General features: G+C 42.2%; 22 protein-coding genes, 2 tRNA genes and 1 rRNA gene. 16 read left to right on the top strand and 9 right to left on the bottom strand.

Going from position 1 to position 16,144, the window contains the following annotated elements; translation table 11 throughout:
* Positions 1-272 precede the first annotated feature (272 nt).
* Positions 273-1,061, top strand: a complete 789-nt coding sequence (locus BAE31_RS14705) for a GNAT family N-acetyltransferase (protein WP_076840793.1) — start codon at positions 273-275, stop codon at positions 1,059-1,061.
* Here the strand turns inward: BAE31_RS14705 and BAE31_RS14710 are convergent.
* A complete protein-coding gene (locus tag BAE31_RS14710) occupies positions 1,053-1,526 on the bottom strand; it encodes a GNAT family N-acetyltransferase (RefSeq protein WP_041106421.1) in 474 nt (157 codons plus the stop codon). The genes BAE31_RS14705 and BAE31_RS14710 overlap by 9 nt on opposite strands.
* Positions 1,527-1,567: 41 nt before the next feature.
* On the opposite strand from BAE31_RS14710, the gene BAE31_RS14715 reads away from it, so the two are divergent.
* Positions 1,568-1,837: a YesK-like family protein gene (locus BAE31_RS14715; protein ID WP_076840794.1), complete on the top strand. Its 270-nt coding sequence runs from the start codon at positions 1,568-1,570 to the stop codon at positions 1,835-1,837.
* Here BAE31_RS14715 and BAE31_RS14720 read toward each other — a convergent pair.
* The 3 genes from BAE31_RS14720 to BAE31_RS14730 form a co-directional block, all read right to left on the bottom strand.
* Positions 1,834-2,373 carry a GNAT family N-acetyltransferase gene (locus tag BAE31_RS14720; RefSeq protein ID WP_041106423.1) on the bottom strand — a complete coding sequence of 180 codons (540 nt, stop codon included), beginning with the start codon at positions 2,371-2,373 and terminating at the stop codon, positions 1,834-1,836. The genes BAE31_RS14715 and BAE31_RS14720 overlap by 4 nt on opposite strands.
* Entirely contained in the window at positions 2,370-2,765 is a 396-nt protein-coding gene (locus tag BAE31_RS14725; RefSeq protein ID WP_076840795.1) for a VOC family protein, read from the bottom strand. Before BAE31_RS14725 ends, BAE31_RS14720 begins: the two co-directional genes overlap by 4 nt.
* Positions 2,766-2,833: 68 nt before the next feature.
* Positions 2,834-3,457 (bottom strand): GNAT family N-acetyltransferase, encoded by a 624-nt coding sequence (locus tag BAE31_RS14730; RefSeq protein WP_076840796.1) that lies wholly within the window; start codon positions 3,455-3,457, stop codon positions 2,834-2,836.
* A 149-nt stretch (positions 3,458-3,606) separates the two neighbouring features.
* Here BAE31_RS14730 and BAE31_RS14735 point away from each other — a divergent pair, with 149 nt between their 5' ends.
* The 6 genes from BAE31_RS14735 to BAE31_RS14760 all read left to right on the top strand — a co-directional run bounded on the left by BAE31_RS14735 (position 3,607) and on the right by BAE31_RS14760 (position 7,680).
* Positions 3,607-4,158 carry a TetR/AcrR family transcriptional regulator gene (locus tag BAE31_RS14735; RefSeq protein WP_024425422.1) on the top strand — a complete coding sequence of 184 codons (552 nt, stop codon included), beginning with the start codon at positions 3,607-3,609 and terminating at the stop codon, positions 4,156-4,158.
* 77 nt (positions 4,159-4,235) lie between these two features.
* Positions 4,236-4,778: a dihydrofolate reductase family protein gene (locus tag BAE31_RS14740; protein ID WP_139336393.1), complete on the top strand. Its 543-nt coding sequence runs from the start codon at positions 4,236-4,238 to the stop codon at positions 4,776-4,778.
* A gap of 107 nt (positions 4,779-4,885) precedes the next feature.
* On the top strand, positions 4,886-5,359 hold the full coding sequence (locus tag BAE31_RS14745; protein ID WP_076840797.1) for a MarR family winged helix-turn-helix transcriptional regulator: 474 nt from the start codon (positions 4,886-4,888) through the stop codon (positions 5,357-5,359).
* Positions 5,343-5,966 carry a nitroreductase family protein gene (locus BAE31_RS14750; RefSeq protein ID WP_041106433.1) on the top strand — a complete coding sequence of 208 codons (624 nt, stop codon included), beginning with the start codon at positions 5,343-5,345 and terminating at the stop codon, positions 5,964-5,966. Before BAE31_RS14745 ends, BAE31_RS14750 begins: the two co-directional genes overlap by 17 nt.
* Positions 5,967-5,983: 17 nt before the next feature.
* The gene (locus tag BAE31_RS14755; RefSeq protein WP_076840798.1) at positions 5,984-7,036 is read left to right on the top strand and encodes an LLM class flavin-dependent oxidoreductase; all 1,053 of its coding nucleotides are present in this window, start codon (positions 5,984-5,986) and stop codon (positions 7,034-7,036) included.
* Positions 7,037-7,386: 350 nt separating this feature from the next.
* Positions 7,387-7,680 (top strand): hypothetical protein, encoded by a 294-nt coding sequence (locus BAE31_RS14760; protein ID WP_003214005.1) that lies wholly within the window; start codon positions 7,387-7,389, stop codon positions 7,678-7,680.
* Between the two features lie 33 nt (positions 7,681-7,713).
* On the opposite strand, the gene BAE31_RS14765 is transcribed toward BAE31_RS14760, so the two are convergent.
* Positions 7,714-8,277, bottom strand: a complete 564-nt coding sequence (locus tag BAE31_RS14765; protein ID WP_076840799.1) for a helix-turn-helix domain-containing protein — start codon at positions 8,275-8,277, stop codon at positions 7,714-7,716.
* A 110-nt stretch (positions 8,278-8,387) separates the two neighbouring features.
* Here BAE31_RS14765 and BAE31_RS14770 point away from each other — a divergent pair, with 110 nt between their 5' ends.
* Positions 8,388-8,975, top strand: coding sequence for a LysE family transporter (locus BAE31_RS14770; RefSeq protein ID WP_024425429.1), 588 nt, complete (start codon positions 8,388-8,390; stop codon positions 8,973-8,975).
* A gap of 4 nt (positions 8,976-8,979) precedes the next feature.
* Here the strand turns inward: BAE31_RS14770 and BAE31_RS14775 are convergent, their stop codons facing one another.
* Positions 8,980-9,531 (bottom strand): GNAT family N-acetyltransferase, encoded by a 552-nt coding sequence (locus BAE31_RS14775; RefSeq protein WP_076840815.1) that lies wholly within the window; start codon positions 9,529-9,531, stop codon positions 8,980-8,982.
* 123 nt (positions 9,532-9,654) lie between these two features.
* Between BAE31_RS14775 and BAE31_RS14780 the strand changes: the two genes are divergently transcribed.
* Positions 9,655-9,840: a CsbD family protein gene (locus BAE31_RS14780; protein ID WP_024425431.1), complete on the top strand. Its 186-nt coding sequence runs from the start codon at positions 9,655-9,657 to the stop codon at positions 9,838-9,840.
* Between the two features lie 148 nt (positions 9,841-9,988).
* Positions 9,989-10,651 (top strand): O-methyltransferase, encoded by a 663-nt coding sequence (locus tag BAE31_RS14785; RefSeq protein WP_076840800.1) that lies wholly within the window; start codon positions 9,989-9,991, stop codon positions 10,649-10,651.
* A 36-nt stretch (positions 10,652-10,687) separates the two neighbouring features.
* On the opposite strand, the gene BAE31_RS14790 is transcribed toward BAE31_RS14785, so the two are convergent.
* Positions 10,688-11,014, bottom strand: coding sequence for an AzlD domain-containing protein (locus tag BAE31_RS14790; protein ID WP_076840801.1), 327 nt, complete (start codon positions 11,012-11,014; stop codon positions 10,688-10,690).
* Positions 11,011-11,736 (bottom strand): AzlC family ABC transporter permease, encoded by a 726-nt coding sequence (locus tag BAE31_RS14795; RefSeq protein ID WP_041106446.1) that lies wholly within the window; start codon positions 11,734-11,736, stop codon positions 11,011-11,013. The genes BAE31_RS14790 and BAE31_RS14795 overlap by 4 nt, the downstream gene beginning before the upstream one ends.
* 297 nt (positions 11,737-12,033) lie before the next feature.
* Here BAE31_RS14795 and BAE31_RS14800 point away from each other — a divergent pair, with 297 nt between their 5' ends.
* Both BAE31_RS14800 and BAE31_RS14805 read left to right on the top strand, forming a co-directional pair.
* The gene (locus BAE31_RS14800) at positions 12,034-12,909 is read left to right on the top strand and encodes a DMT family transporter (protein ID WP_076840802.1); all 876 of its coding nucleotides are present in this window, start codon (positions 12,034-12,036) and stop codon (positions 12,907-12,909) included.
* A 76-nt stretch (positions 12,910-12,985) separates the two neighbouring features.
* Entirely contained in the window at positions 12,986-13,999 is a 1,014-nt protein-coding gene (locus BAE31_RS14805; protein WP_076840803.1) for a S66 family peptidase, read from the top strand.
* 35 nt (positions 14,000-14,034) lie between these two features.
* Here BAE31_RS14805 and gltP read toward each other — a convergent pair whose 3' ends face one another.
* Positions 14,035-15,285 (bottom strand): glutamate-aspartate/proton symporter GltP, encoded by a 1,251-nt coding sequence (gene gltP / locus BAE31_RS14810; protein ID WP_024425437.1) that lies wholly within the window; start codon positions 15,283-15,285, stop codon positions 14,035-14,037.
* A 369-nt stretch (positions 15,286-15,654) separates the two neighbouring features.
* On the opposite strand from gltP, the gene BAE31_RS14815 reads away from it, so the two are divergent.
* The 3 genes from BAE31_RS14815 to BAE31_RS14825 form a co-directional block, all read left to right on the top strand.
* Positions 15,655-15,731, top strand: a tRNA-Arg gene (locus BAE31_RS14815).
* An 11-nt stretch (positions 15,732-15,742) separates the two neighbouring features.
* Positions 15,743-15,816, top strand: a tRNA-Gly gene (locus BAE31_RS14820).
* A 132-nt stretch (positions 15,817-15,948) separates the two neighbouring features.
* Positions 15,949-16,144, top strand: a 16S ribosomal RNA gene (locus tag BAE31_RS14825); the annotation flags it as partial.

A 16,144-nucleotide genomic window follows, 5' to 3' on the forward strand; every position in this document is an offset into this window, starting at 1 on the left:
TGTCAGTTCTGCGCTCCGGTGCTCACGAATGTCAAATTCGCTCCGCTTCAGTGCTCGCCCTTCCTAGACTGCAAAGGTTTTCTATCACGCTGAAAAGAAGACAAAGGGCTAAAATATAGATCATTTTAGCCCTTTGTCAACAATCTGAGAGACCTTTTAACTAAGGTCTCTTTTTTTAATTGCGCCATTGATGCAGAAGAATTCCTTTTGCTGAAAAGAGACCTGAATGTTAGCAGCTTTTTCTTTATAATGGAAGGAAAGGAGGAGAAATCGTGCATCTCTTGGAACAGCAAAAGACACCCTCAATGAAAAAAGGAATTCGGCAGATTGATCCGGCATATCCAGTGTTTGTAGATGCGGTCATGGATGGCGTGATACAAGGACATCTTTATGTAGATGATGAAGTGCATCCGCTTGTTTATTTTCTCGAAGCTTCATGCGGCATTTATTATGTAGCAGGAAGGAGTGAAGCGGAGCTGTTACGCTGCTCAGCCTTCATTGTGGATGTGTACGAAAGGCAGAAAAGACAAAACGGCCGATTCACCTTATTTTCAGCAAATTCATTAACAGATGCGATGATGAAAAAATGTCTTGGGTTACATCTGAATGAAATGGAAAGACATGCGTACGTTTATTCACAGGCATATTCTCATGCCACTCAGCCTCATCCAGGCTATAGAGTAGAGCAGACAAATGAGCAGGTGATGACTGCAAGTAGGGCTTTTCCTCCTAACTATTACGAAGCCTATTGGGGAGAAATAGCTCGTTTTCTATCAAAGGGAATCGGGATTGCCATTTTAAATGGAGAGAACGTGGTGAGTGAATGCGTCTCTATTTTTTCAAGTATGGATCGTGCGGAGATAGATATTTGGACAGATGAGTCTTATCGCGGAAAAGGTTTGGCGCTGCTGGCAGCTCAGCATATGATCAGCATCTGTCTTGAAAAAAAGAGGACACCGCATTGGGATTGCGATGTCCATCACCTAGCTTCAATCAAACTGGCAGAGAAGTTAGGCTTTCAGAGGCTTAAAACCTATCGATTGTTTTATGGTTCAAGATGAGAAGGTTTTGAGATACCAAGCATCCATTGCAGAATGCTCAGAGCCTTCAAGCGGTTCTGAAAGAAGAGAAAAGCCATACCGCTGATAAAGGCCTATAGCCGCTGTTAATTCCCGGCGGGTCTCTAAATAACACGCTTCGTAGTATGTAGAGGCATACTCCAGCGCCGTATCCATCAGTTTTTTGCCCGCACCTTTTCCTTGTGCTTTTGGACTTAAATAAAGCTTTTGTAATTCACATACTCCATTTGTAAATGGAGCAATCCCTACACCGCCCACAATCTCACCCTGCTCTTCAGCAATCCAATAGGCTGCATGAGTCAATGATTGATAGTATTCGAAAAGCTGGTCAAGTTGGGGATCAGTGTAGGCTGTTCCTTCAATCGCTAGATTCGCTGATTCTAGTGATTGGCGGATAATCGCTGCGATATACGGGTTGTCTTTTTGCTCAATGGGTCTAATGTTCATTTGAAGTACCTCCATTTTTATGGGTTAGGAGTTGATATCACATGTTCTGGCTGCAAACCGCCTTTTTTACAATCGTTGTATTGTGTCTCTCATGGTGGGCAGGGAAAAGACGCCGGCAGCGCCATGCGGGGTTCATTGTTCCTATATGCTTGATGTTATTTGGTTTGGTTTTATTGATTGTTAGTTTTTTTATTGGCAGATGGGAAGGCATGGCGCTTAGTCTAGCGAGTGTCTCTATCGTTCTCTCTTCCATCATTTGTTTAATCATCGTCACTGGGATTCAATTTTTAAAAAAAGACGACTTTTCTTAAGCAGGAGCATCTGTATTCATCATGTGGTTATATTCTTCTCGAAGGATGCCCATGATGATGACATCTGAGTATGTACCGTTGAAATAGAGCGCTTGGCGTCTTTTTCCTTCGTATTGAAATCCGGCTTTCTCATAGCTTCGAAAGGCCCTTGGATTGTGGGAAAAGACTTCAAGCTCAAGACGGTTGAGTTCTAATGTGTTAAAGGCAAATGCTTGAACCATCCGAACCGCTTCAGTGCCATAGCCTTTTTGAAAATGCTCAGGCCCGTGAAGCGCAATGCGGAAGCTTGCCGTATGATTGATTGGATCAATGTCCACAATCGCCGCATCTCCAATCATCTCTTTCGTGTCTAGCAGACAAATGGCGAAATCTCGTCTGCTGTCATCTTGCAAAAAGCGGGTATAGGCGGAGCGAATTTCTTCTAGTGTGAACGTTTTGCGTGTGCCAGTCATATAAAGTGTTTCTGCATGCTGGCATCCTCTTTGAATACCAGGATAATCTTGCTCTTCAATCGGTCTCAAAAATATACGAGTCATGACGGATCACCCTCCTCTATATATCGAGAGATTTCAATTAAATTCAGATCAGGATCACGGATATAAACAGATTCAATTGGACCTAATGTACCGGTGCGTCTGACCGGCCCCTCTTCAATGGGGACCACTTGCTTCCGGAGGTGCAACAGTAAACTGTCCATGTCTAAATCGGTGATAAAGCACAAATCATGAGATCCAGGAAGAGGATGAGCCGCTTTTGGCTCAAATTCATGACCAGATTCATGAAGGTTGATCTTCTGTAAACCAAAACGAAGCGCTTTACGGCCTTCACCAAAAGTTTCTTCCTTCATCCCTAATACGTTTGTATAAAAGCGAATGGTGTCCTCCATATGTTGTACAGTCAACACGATATGATCAAGTCGTCGTATCATCAGTCTCTCCTCCAAGTATGATCATTGATTGAACTGACTCTATTATATCATCACCTGAAGAGGATACCTTATTTAATCACGGTTTTATAGCTCCAGCTTTCCAAGGACATTTCCTTTCCGCGCAGTACCCTTTCATCAAACTCCATCCAGCCATTTTTCTGGTAAAACTGACGATTGGCCTTGTTGTGTGTCATCAGTGTGAACAGTCCGCCGCCTTGCCGGGCGATAAAGGGAAAAAGGCATTGCTTTAACATGCGGCTTCCGAGTTTTTTTCCTTGCTGGTCTTTTGCCACGACAAGTGCTTCTAAATACCAGTAAGGCTGCTTTAAGGAAGAACACGCTTTTTTGGCCTCTTTTAACACACGGAACACATGCTGAATCGCCGATATACCGCCAGTGAAGAGCAGCTTTAACCCACCTGATAACACATAATCCATGACGCCTGGTTCAGGAAGACGCGGATGCTTTAAAAGGGCAGCAGACACAATGTTCTCGTTCTCAACCCCGACCAAACAGATTTGATGCTGAAAATACACCTTTGTATTGACCAAATGCAGCTGACGAGCGAAAGCAGACCGATTTGAGACCTTTTCACATAATAGGTCAAAAAATGAATAGTCCTGAAACGAATCATCTAACAACTCTGCCACTTGAGGCAGTTCATCCTCTCTAGCAAGTCTGAAATGAAACATAAGATGGCCCTCCTTTACTGAACATATATAGATTATTGAACATGTGTTGATTATAATAAGAAGTAAACCAATCGAACATCGGCAATGGATGAGATCCTGTTCATAAATAGACATTTGGCGCCTGATTGTTCAGCAATGGAGGGGATGTCATGAAGGACAGACGAACAATCAAAACAAAAAGAGCCATTCGGGAAAGCTTTCTTGAGCTGTTAAAGGAAAAGGAAGTGCAGCAGATTACAGTATCAGAGCTATCAAGGAAAGCGGATTTAGGCAGGGGAACCTTTTATTTGCACTATCAAGATGTGTTTGATTTATATGAACAGCTTGAGAAAGAACTATTCGATCAGCTCGGGGGGTTATATGATGAAACCTTTCCAAGTCAGGACCCTCTTGATATGCTTTCCTTTTTAAACAAAACGACGGAGTACTTGAAAGAGAATCAATATATGTTGACGTTATTTGTAAAACCAAATGGCCCAACGACAAACCAATTCAAAGCCTTTTTCAAAGAAAAAATCATGAAAGAGTGGCAGCTTGATCAGCGGCCGATTACAGAGAATGAGCAAATAGAGGCCTCTTTTGTCGTGTCTGGGGTCGTGGGTGTACTCGAGGAATGGATTCATGAAGAAATGACCATTGATGCCGGCAAGCTCGCGCATAAATTATACGAGCTTCTCCTCAAGGTGGAACAGGAATCGTAAAAAGTTATGTAGCCTTTGTCTTTCCTTTTTGATAAAATAGAATATATGTTCTTATTTGAAGTGAGGGAGTGGTGGGATTGAGTGAGAAAAGGAAGCTGCTTTTTTATGGGGCGATGAGTATCGATGGATATTTAGCGAGAGAGGATCACCGGCTCGATTGGCTGATAGGGACAGAGGGCGAAGAAGAAACGAGCTATGACACCTTTTATGCGTCAGTCGATACGCTGATTATGGGGCGCAATACATATGAACAAGTTCTTCAGCTGTCACCAGATGAGTTTCCTTATGAAGGAAAGACATGTTATATCATGTCACGTACTTTACAAGACAGTCTGGAAGGAACCCATATCATTCGCGAAGATATCTTATCATTTGTGAAAAAATTAAAGAATGAAACAGGCCGGAATATTTGGATTGTCGGCGGCGGGGGACTGCTTCAATCTTTCATAAAAGAAAGATTGGTTGATGAGCTTTTTCTTCAAATCGTACCTGTCATGATTGGAAGAGGAATTCCTCTCTTTTCGCCAGCGGATCTGGAATCTAGGTTCTCATTACAGGAAGTACAACAATATAAACAAATTGCTGAAATGCATTTTATCTTAAAAGAAGACGGCCACTGAACCAAGGTGGTCTTTTTTTATGAAATAAACTCGTTGACAAGAAAATATCCTAGTGTTAGGATAAATTTATCCTAGTTTTAGGATTTATTGAAAAAGGAGTAGTTGCCATGGTGCAGCATGATCATGAATTAGATTTAAGGCTATTCCGCGTGTGGATGAAAGCCTATCAAGCCCTTTTTACAAATATCCAAAAAGACATTGAACGTTATGATATCGGATTTGAAAACTTTCAGATCCTTGAATTGCTCTACAGTAAAGGGCCTCAGCCTGTTCAAAAAATTAGCGATATCCTGTCAATCCCAAGTGGAAGCATGACATATGTCGTAAACAAACTAGAAAAACAAGAACTGGTGAAAAGGCAATGTGCGCCTTCAGATAAGCGGGTATTCCACGTACGGCTGACGGAAAAAGGGAAGCAATTGTTTGATGACATTTTCCCTAAACACACAGATGTCATTTCGCAAAATCTAGCCTATATTGAAAAAGAAGAAAAAGAACAGCTGATTGAATTACTGAAAAAAGTCGGTTTAGGTGCAAAACAACTTCGCGAAAAGGGGAAACAAGATGACACTCAGCTTTGATACGTTGGTACGTGAAAGACGATCCGCATCAAATTTTTTGCCAAATATCTCGATTTCGAGAGAAGAGCTTAACAGCATATTTGAAGAGGTCAAGCTGGCACCATCTGCTTTTAACTTACAGCATACACAATATGTTGTCGTCCAAACAGAAGAGCTGAAAGAACAAGTAAGAGAAGCGGCATTTGGACAATATAAAGTGCACTCTGCTTCAGCAGCGATCATCGTACTCGGAGATCCAAACGCTTATGAGCACGCAGGGAACATATATGAAGGCCTAAAAATGCTAGGCATTATCAATGCGCAGCAATATGAAGAAATGGTCAGAGAGACCATGAGCTTTTATGTGCAGAGAGGAGCAAATTTCCAGAAGGAAGAGGCGATCCGCAATGCTTCATTATCTGCCATGCTGTTTATGCTTGCCGCTAAAAATAAAGGCTGGGATACTTGTCCGATGATCGGTTTTGATCCCGAAGCAATGAAAAAGGTATTAAACATTCAATCAGATTTGGTTCCTGTGTTAATGATTACACTTGGAAAAGAAAAAGTAGAGAGCAGACAAGCGAGAGGCTATAGAAAGCCAGTTTCTGAATTTGTGACATATTTATAAGATAGGGGGTTCCCATCATGGAACTAGGAATTAGTACATTTGTTGAAACAACACCCGATTTTCAAACAGGAAAAACAGTCAGTCACGCACAGCGTATTCGAGAAGTAGTAGAAGAAATTATTTTAGCAGATCAAGTCGGTCTCGATGTATTTGGCGTAGGTGAGCATCACCGTGAGGATTTCGCCGCATCGAATCCAGCTGTCGTCTTAGCGGCTGCAGCCACACAAACAAAAAATATTCGTCTGACAAGTGCAGTGACAGTTCTTTCATCAGCAGATCCTGTTCGTGTATTTCAGGATTTTGCAACGCTGGATGGACTATCAAACGGACGTGCAGAAATTATGGCAGGCCGTGGTTCATTTATTGAATCATTCCCGCTCTTTGGCTATGACCTTGATGACTATGAAGAATTATTTGAAGAAAAGCTTGATTTGCTGCTCAAATTACAGCAGTCAGAGCGTGTAACATGGAGCGGAAAGCATCGCCCGTCCATTCAGGATGTTGGCGTGTACCCAAGACCTGTTCAAGATCCGCTTCCAATCTGGATCGGCAGTGGAGGAAACCGTGAATCTGTCGTACGTGCTGGATTACTAGGGTTACCGCTTGTACTTGCCATCATTGGCGGAAGTCCTAGACAGTTCGCACCGCTCGTTCAGCTGTACAAGCAAGCGGCAGTGCACGCTGGACATGACCCTGAGAAATTAACTGTAGCATCACATTCTCATGGATTTGTTGCGGCAGAAACAGACCTGGCAGCAGATCAATTCTTCCCATCTACACAGCATGTGATGAACACATTAGCGAGAGAGCGCGGCTGGGGACCTTATACTCGTTCTACGTTTGATGCAGCGAGAACTTTAGAAGGCGCGCTGTATGTAGGAGATCCAGATACAGTGGCAGAGAAAGTCATTCACCTTAGAAAAAATGTAGGCATCACACGTTTTATGCTTCATGTACCGGTTGGTTCAATGCCGCATAATCAAGTGCTGAAAGCCATTGAGCTATTTGGAAAAGAAGTGGCTCCTAAAGTAAGAGAAGAGGTTGCCCGCTGGGAAGCAGAGCAAAAATAAATAAAAAGGCCGATCAAGAGAATAGGCTTGATCGGCCTTTTCTTATGCTTAAGGATCAGTGATACATGGTTTTACTGTAGGGCATTTGGCAGCAGAAGCAAATGGTGTGATCGCCAAGGAGAAGAGGAAAACAAGTTGAAAACAGATGAGCCATTTTTTCATGAAATCACCTCCGTTCACAATTGTTTCACTAGATTGAGGTGAGGATAAATGCATAGAAGTATGTAACGCACTCTATCCAGCATAAGACAATGATATCATAATTTTCATAAAAATGAAAAAATAAACTTACAAAAGTTCTAAATTATGGTATAGTTTATACGTTCAACAAAAAAGGGAGGGATTTTTTTGTGAAAAAGGTCATGTCTTCTGTTTTGGTTGGAGCAATTGTCTTAACGGGTGCTGGGGTCACAACTGCTCCAGTGGAAGCAAAGGAGCAAACAAACAGTGAAATAACGGCCCAGGCCAGTCGAACTGTTTCAGTAACAAGAACATATACAACATCAAATATCCCAGAAAGTATTGTATATGCAGAGGATGGCTGGGTCGGGATTTTAAAACAAACCTCTATTAAAGAATTAGGATTAGGAAAATATAGTGTCACATTTACTGGAACAGTGGTACGCGATCCAGGATTTAATTAAATAAAACGCAAAGCTGACAGGTGGACAAGCCTGTCAGCTTTTTTCATGAGGATAATAAAGAATCATTTGCATCTGTACCATTTGTTCTCCGGTTTGTTTATACGTGTGCGTCCGGTCCGCTTTAAAACGAATAGAGTCTCCGGCTTTTAAGGTGTATTGTTCATCACCAATGGATAAATCAAGGACTCCCTCAAAAACAGTGATCAATTCCTCTGTTCCCCCAATGTGTTCACTCGCACGAAGCGACCCGCCTCGATCAATTTCCACTCGGTACATTTCAAATTTCCCCCGGTCATCGAAAGGGAAAGTCGTGTATACACGATATTTTCCATCATCTTCAGTTAAAACCTGTGCATCTTCCTTGCGTACTACCTTGATTTCAGGCTGTGGTGCGTGAATGAGCTCACTAAAAGATACCTTTAATCCGTTGGCGATTTTCCACAAAGTCGTGATGGTAGGGGTCGATTCTCCTCTTTCAATTTGTCCAATCATCGTCTTGCTGACCCCAGTTAATTCTGCCATCTTTTCGAGGCTCAATTTTTTTTGATCTCTAAGAAGCCTCACATTTTTAGAAATAATCGATTGTACTTCTTCCATGAAAAAAACTCCTTTCTCTATTTACTTTATAAAGACCGAACGTTACAATAAAACGTAACATACGTAATAAAGTAATTAAAGTCTAAATAACGTATAAGGGAGGCGGCATCTTGATTGTATCTATGTTGATCTATGCTTTTGTTAGCAGCTTTACCCCAGGGCCAAACAACATCATGGCCATGGTCTTTACGAATAAATATGGGGTCAAGCAAACGTTTCGATTTTGTTTAGGTGTGGGTATCGGATTTCTCGTTATTTTGTGTTTGAGCTGCTTCTTTAATCTCATTCTTTATCAAGTGATGCCGAAAATAGGCTGGGTCATGGCGTTCATCGGAGCTGCATACATGATTTATTTAGCGGTCAAAATCATGAAAAGTAAAGGCGGGGATGACGAAACACTTGATCGCTACAATCATTTTATCCCTGGTATGATGCTGCAATTTATCAACCCAAAAGCGATCTTGTATGGATTGACTGTGATTTCAACATTTGTTTTGCCATATGGACAATCTAATATGCAGTATGTCATATGGACGCTGATTCTCGCACTCATTGGCTTTCTCGGTACATTCAGCTGGAGCTTATTTGGTTCTTTGTATAAGCGGTTTTTGACTGCTTACGAAAAACCGTTCCAGTATGTGATGGGGCTGCTTCTGATATACAGTGCAATTTCGATGATATGGGGCTATGTGATGTAAGTAGTCAGGAGCTTGGCCGCTGTCTGCCCATCACAACAGTATCATAATATAATCCGTCACTCAGCCGTTTATCGTTTTTTAATACGCCTTCAATCAAAAAGCCGTGGTTCTCATATAACCGAATGGCTTTTTTGTTCGTTTCCAGCACTTGAAGTGACATCTTCTGAATACCTTGCTGATCTGCCCAGTCGATTGAAGCGGCTAAAAGCTCCTTCCCGATGTGATAGCCCCAAGCATCTTTCTGGATGGCGACGCCAAATGTCACTTTGTGAGCAGATCGCTTGAGCGAATGGCCCTCGCATCTTGAAAAACCGACAATTTTTCCTTCAATAGTAGCGACCAAAAATAAATGCCGGCTTTGCTTGGTATCCTCTTGAATCAAAGCCTCAAATGCTTTTTCATCAAGAAAGGCTTCGCCTGGTTCACGGTCTAAATATTCTGTTTCACCATCGATTTTCAGTCTGAGAGCTGATAACTGCTTGGCATCAGCCGCTGAAGCGGACCGGATACGATAGGTCACCCCACGAACTGTGAATATCTTTTCAGAGACGATCATGAAATAGAACACCAACCCTTCTTCTAATGTCTATCATACCTGAAACGTGTACTTCGCACACTCAGATGTTTTGTATCTTTCAAAAAGGCTAAATGAATAGTATCAAACGTGGAGGTGGAACAAATGAGTAAAGAAAAAGGACATATGGATAAAGCGAAAGGAAAAACAAATCAAGTCAAAGGTCAAGTCAAAGAAAAGCTTGGTGAAGCAACCGATCATCAAAACTTGAAAGCAGAAGGGAAAAAGGATCAAGCAAAAGGAAAGCTTCAAGATAAAAAAGGAGATGTCAAAAATAAGCTGAACCAGTAGAACCGAAACCAGTGCGTTGCTTCATGTATTCCTCATCACATGTCTTTCATCAAAAAAATGAATAGATGTGTGAAAAGAATTGATTATACGCTCTCACGATCATCATGTAGACTTGAGAGAGAAGACATAATCAAGGGAGATGGATGAAATGGAGCACGTGTGGGGAAAAGTTGACGAGTATATCACAGACAAGTTGATTCCTAAAGATGACGTATTGGAGCAAACCCTTACTCATAATAAGCAAGCAGGTCTGCCAGAAATTGATGTGTCACCAGCCCAAGGGAAAATGCTTTATTTATTAGCAAAAACGAAGAATGCAAAGCGCATTTTAGAAATCGGGACACTCGGTGGATACAGTACTATTTGGCTGGCGCGTGCTCTTGAGGAGGATGGGGAACTCATCACATTAGAGGCTGTCAGCCATCATGTAAAGATCGCACAGCAAAACATCAGCAGAGCGGGCTTATCGGAACGAGTGAGCATTTTGCAAGGAAAGGCATTAGATACGTTATCTCAGTTAAAAGAGAGGGCTGTGCTTCCATTCGATTTGATCTTCATTGATGCAGATAAACCGAACAATCCGAAATATCTGAAGTGGGCATTAGATTTCTCGAAAAAAGGAACCGTCATTATTGCAGACAATGTCGTCAGAAATGGAGCCGTCCTTCATGACTCTGATGGGGATGAACGAGTACAAGGAACTCGTGAATTTTTCGATTTACTCAAACAAGAGCCGAGAATAGAGGCAACAGCGATTCAAACTGTTGGGGAAAAAGGTTATGATGGATTTGTATACGGAATCGTCAAATGAAACAAAGCTTAACCACATGCGGTTAAGCTTTTTCTTTTAGAAAAACCATCTAGCAGTGCCCATCAGCATGACGTCGACAAGAACAGTAAGTGACAAGCTTTTTGTCCAAACAGCAATGAGTATAGTAGGAGTCAATACAGCCAGATACATCCAGTGGATAGTGACGCCTGTGCCAGTTGTTGTATGGATGAAGAGATGCTCTGCAATCAAAGCTGTAAAGATACAAATAGGAATAAACGATAACCATTTCAGCACCACTTCAGGCAGCTGAATACTCCGTACAAATATAAAGGGTACGACCCTTGGAATGATGGTGACGATCATACAACCAACAATGAGCCATAACATAAAGCTATTGATCATTTATCTGTCACCACCCCAATGGTTGCGACAAGTACAGTAGCTATGAGAACAGCCACATGTGATGGAACAAAATGAAGCAGAACAAACATGGCAACGACCATATACAACACAAGCGACAGGCGATGAGTTAACTTATTTTTTGGTACTGTCTGTAACGAAAGGACTAGCAGTGCAGCAAACATCGCTGATAAAGCAAAATCAAGACCAAGCGCTTCAGGATCTGAAATCCAGTGTCCAAAAATGCCGCCAAGTATGCAGGCTGCAATCCAGCATAAATACGCCGTTATGTTTAGTCCGTGCATCCACCTGTTATTCAGCCTTCCTTGCTGCGCTAATTTATTCATCGCTACACCGAAGGATTCATCAGTCAGCAATAGACCGAATCCAATATTTTGTTTCACAGAGTAGCGTGTAAAATGAGGAGCAAGCGTCAGGCTGAGCAATAAATGACGCAGATTCACAATAAATGTGGTGAAAATAATAGCAGAAAGGGGACTACCCGTCACAAGCAGTGCACAGATTATAAACTGTGAAGCACCTGCGTAAATAAAAATCGATAAAAGCGCAATGTCCCATATACTTAACTGTGCGCTAATTCCAACAATTCCGAAGGCAAACCCAATACTCATATAACCGAGCAGGGTTGGCACACAATCTTTTATTCCCTCAAGAAACGGTTCGTGTTCCGTGCTGGGAATGTGTTTCCTCGCTTCAATATCCAACGTCCTCTACTCCTTTTCTGCATGGCCACCTATAGTTTTACTTACTATATGAAAACGAATTCAGCATGTCAATATCCGTTTATCTTCTATTATATGAAGAAAAATGGTGACAAAAAAGGATTGAAGTCAACCAGAATTTGTTATAAAGTAGTCTGAAAATAAAAACAAATGAGGTGACGACAATGCTATGGAAGCCTTTATTTGAACATGATGTACCAAACACCCTCCGTCCATAACGGAGAGTGATCTCCGTTTGTGGATATGGCGATCAATATATCCAGTAACGGAGGGGAAAAGATGAAGGAAAAATATATAGGCGCCCTTTACCTAGCAATCGCTGCAAGTATTTGGGGCGGCATGTACGTTGTTGTCAAAGTAACAGTAGCGGTGGTTCCGCCGCTTGAGCTTGTATGGATGAGATATGCTGTAGCAGGAATCGTGCTGGTGTGCACCATTTGGCGCTTGGGCTATTCCTTTCGATTAGATAAAAAAGATATCCCGCTTGTTGTCATGATCGGATTGATCGGAAATTTCCTATCAATTGTGACCCAAGAAATTGGCACCATGTATACGTCGGCACAAATGGGAGCTGTGATCACATCTGCGACCCCTGCTTTTATGGTGCTGTTTGCGTTCTTTCTATTAAAAGAAGCCATGACTGTTCGAAAGTGCGCATCCATCCTGCTTGCGACAGCAGGTGTATGGCTCATGATTGGACCAGTCGCAGTGCAAACAGATGAATTTGTTGGCGGTCTTTCATTAGTTTTTGCTGCTTTAACTTGGGCACTGATGTCTGTTTTGCTGAAACGAGTTCCAGGAAAATACCCTCAAGTCGTGACGACCACATATGCGATCATCATTGCGTTCATTGTCTTAACACCAGCTGCTTTATTTCGTTTACCTTATCTAGATGTGGAGCAGATGGCAAGGCCAGAGATTTGGGGCGGCATTCTCTATCTAGGCATCATCTCAACAGCTCTAGCATTCTTTTTGTGGAATAGAGGGCTTCAATTGATGGATGCCTCGAGCGGCGGTCTGTTCTTTTTCTTTCAACCGATCGTAGGGGCAGCTCTCGGCTGGCTGCTTTTAGGTGAAGAGATGGGGATACTCTCATTCATTGGGATTCTATGTATCTTTGCAGGAGTCTATACTGTACTGCGTCAAAAGGAATAAGAAGAGATGTCCCTTATAAAAGGGGCATTTTCTTTAAAATGGACAGGGAAGAGAGTAGAGGTTGGGGGGAAGCAGAATGATACAATTTCCGCATTTGCAAAAAGGACAAACAATTGGCGTCACAGCACCTTCCTCAGGTGTACAGCCATCTTTGCATGACATGTTTCAGCTTTCATGTGAACGAATGAAACATAGAGGCTATGATGTCATATGTGGAGAGACGGTCTGGCAGCAGGAAAAGGCAAAATCTGCGCCTGCGATAGAACGAGCAAACGAACTTCAGTACATGATGACATGTGAGGAGATTGATCACATCATCCCGCCATGGGGAGGACAGCTGCTTATGGAGGTATTAGAGCACCTGGATTTCTCATCGATGAAGAAAAAGTGGATTCTTGGTTACTCTGATACGAGTGCACTCCTGCTGGCGTTGACATTAAAAACAGGCATTGCCACAGCGCATGGACCGAACTTAGTCGATCTAAGAGGAGAAGAGCTGGATCAAACGACTGCCATGTGGGAGCGGGCACTTTCCGCAGAGACGGAGATAACCCAGTTTTCTTCATCTATGTATCAAAAGGAATGGCAGCATGACAACCCGAGTAAACATGTCTTTCATTTAACAGAACCTACTGCATGGCATACGGTTGACCCACAAGAAAAGATGGTAAAGGGCAGACTGCTGGGTGGCTGCATTGATGTCATACGTCATTTAGCAGGGACACCTTATGGGGACGTCAAAGCTTTTCAGGAAACATTCATAAAAGGCGAACCGATTCTCTGGTATTTCGAAAACTGCGAATTAAATGCTGCAAGCGTGAAGAGATCGCTTGTTCAATTAAAACTAGCAGGGTGGTTTGATCACTGTTCAGGTATGATGTTTGGGCGTAGTGCAGTAAATGTGCCTGTTGAAGGGTATCAGTATCAGGATGTATATGAAGAATTACAAAAGGAATTACAAATCCCCATTTTTTACGACATAGATTGTGGGCATGTCCCGCCGCAAATGACGCTGATTAATGGGGCATATGCAGAAGTACAGCTGCATCCTCAAGGAAAAGCCGTACTAAAGCAAACATTCTTAGCATAAAAAAGGAAAGGGCGAACCCTTTCCTTCATATAACATTACATCCCTTTTGTTTCTTCACCCGCTTTTGGAACTTCCCACGCCGACTCACGGAATACTTTTTCCCATTTAGATACCACAATACATGCAACGGCATGCCCTGGAACATTCACGCCTGTTCGTGCCATATCCATAATTCGGTCAACACCGGCTATGATGGCAACGCCTTCTGCGGGAAGACCTACTGCATGAGCGGTTGCCAAAAGAACAACGAGTGAACCGGATGGCACAGCTGCAATACCTTTACTCGTTAACACAAGAACAAGCATCATTAAAAGCTGCTGTGACAGACTCATGTCGACACCAAACGCTTGTGCAAGAAATACGCAGGCAACCGATAAATATAAACTTGATCCGTCACAATTGAGAGAAAGACCAGATGGAATGACAAAAGAAACGATTCTTTTTGGACACCCGTATTTCTCCATTCGTTCCATCAATTGAGGAAGGACAGTTTCAGTACTCGTAGTAGAGAAGGCAACAAGGAACAAATCCCAAATCATTTTTAATACTTCGAAGTAGTTAAAACGGAAGATCAGTGCGACCAGAGGGAATAAAGCAAAGAGAATAATGAATAATCCTAAAAATACTGTTCCGACAAGCTTCATCATTGGGATTAATAAAACAATGCCATATTGGCCGACAGAAGCAGCCATTAATGCAAGAACCCCAATAGGTGCTGTCACCATCACCATCTGTGTGAGCTTAAACATAATTTGTGCCACTGATTCAAAGAAGGTGAGAACAGGAGCAGAAGCTTTACCGATGCCGCTTGCCGCTACACCAAATAAGATGGCGAAGAAAATGACAGCAAGTAAATCATTCTGAGCCATAACATCGACGATATTGGTTGGAATGATATCTAATACCATTTGTTTAAAGTCAACGACCTTCTCCGTATAACCATCTAATTCCCCAATATCTTTCTTAGCTAATTTAGAGAAATCGAGGCCAACGCCAGGCTTTAGCCCATTTGCCAATAATAGTCCGATCCCAAGAACAATGGTTGTGATGACCTCAAACCAAATGATCGTCTTTAATCCAAGGCTGCCCATTTTCTTCATGCCGCCGCTGCCGGCTGCACCAATAACAATGGTAGAGAACACGATTGGAACAACGATCATTTTAATCAGCCTGATGAATCCATCTCCAATTGGCCTGAGCGCCATTCCGAAGTCAGGGAAGAAATGGCCGATAAGAGCTCCTATCACCAAAGCGATCATGATTTGAAAAGCGATAAACTTTTTCATCATCTCCTACCTCCTTTAATTGATTGGAAAAATATTAAGAATTTTCCAATAAATAAAAATTCTATGTGGTCATGTTTTGTCCTCCTTTGTATTTAGAAAGATTTTATTTAAGAATCATTAGAATTATGAAGAAAGAAAAGAAAATAGGGCTATTACATGTCTATTGATCTAAGAAAAAATCAATTTTAAAAAACATGAAACTTTTTTAGAAAAATGTATTGACCCTTTTATATAATTCATGGTATATTTTTATTCGTCGCTGATGACGTATTTGAAACACAGACGTTCACACGCATGCGGCAAACAAATTTTAAAAAGATATTGACTTAATAAAAACGATATGTTAAGATAATTAAGTCGCCTGATTAAGCGCCCGTAGCTCAATTGGATAGAGCGTTTGACTACGGATCAAAAGGTTAGGGGTTCGACTCCTCTCGGGCGCGCCAATACAAACCACGCGGGTGTAGTTTAGTGGTAAAACCTCAGCCTTCCAAGCTGATGTCGTGAGTTCGATTCTCATCACCCGCTCCATTTTTGAACATGATCTTTGAAAACTAAACAAGACAAAACGTACCTGTTAATTCGAGTTTTTATAAAAAAATCCTATGATACTTCATAGGTAGTCAGTCAAACTGACGAAAAGCAAAACTTCGGTTTTGTACTTTTTCGGAGAGTTTGATCCTGGCTCAGGACGAACGCTGGCGGCGTGCCTAATACATGCAAGTCGAGCGGACAGAAGGGAGCTTGCTCCCGGATGTTAGCGGCGGACGGGTGAGTAACACGTGGGTAACCTGCCTGTAAGACTGGGATAACTCCGGGAAACCGGAGCTAATACCGGATAGTTCCTTGAACCGCATGG

The organism is Bacillus sp. I-2 (genome assembly GCF_001974945.1).
GTDB classification, from domain to species: Bacteria; Bacillota; Bacilli; order Bacillales; family Bacillaceae; genus Bacillus; species Bacillus safensis.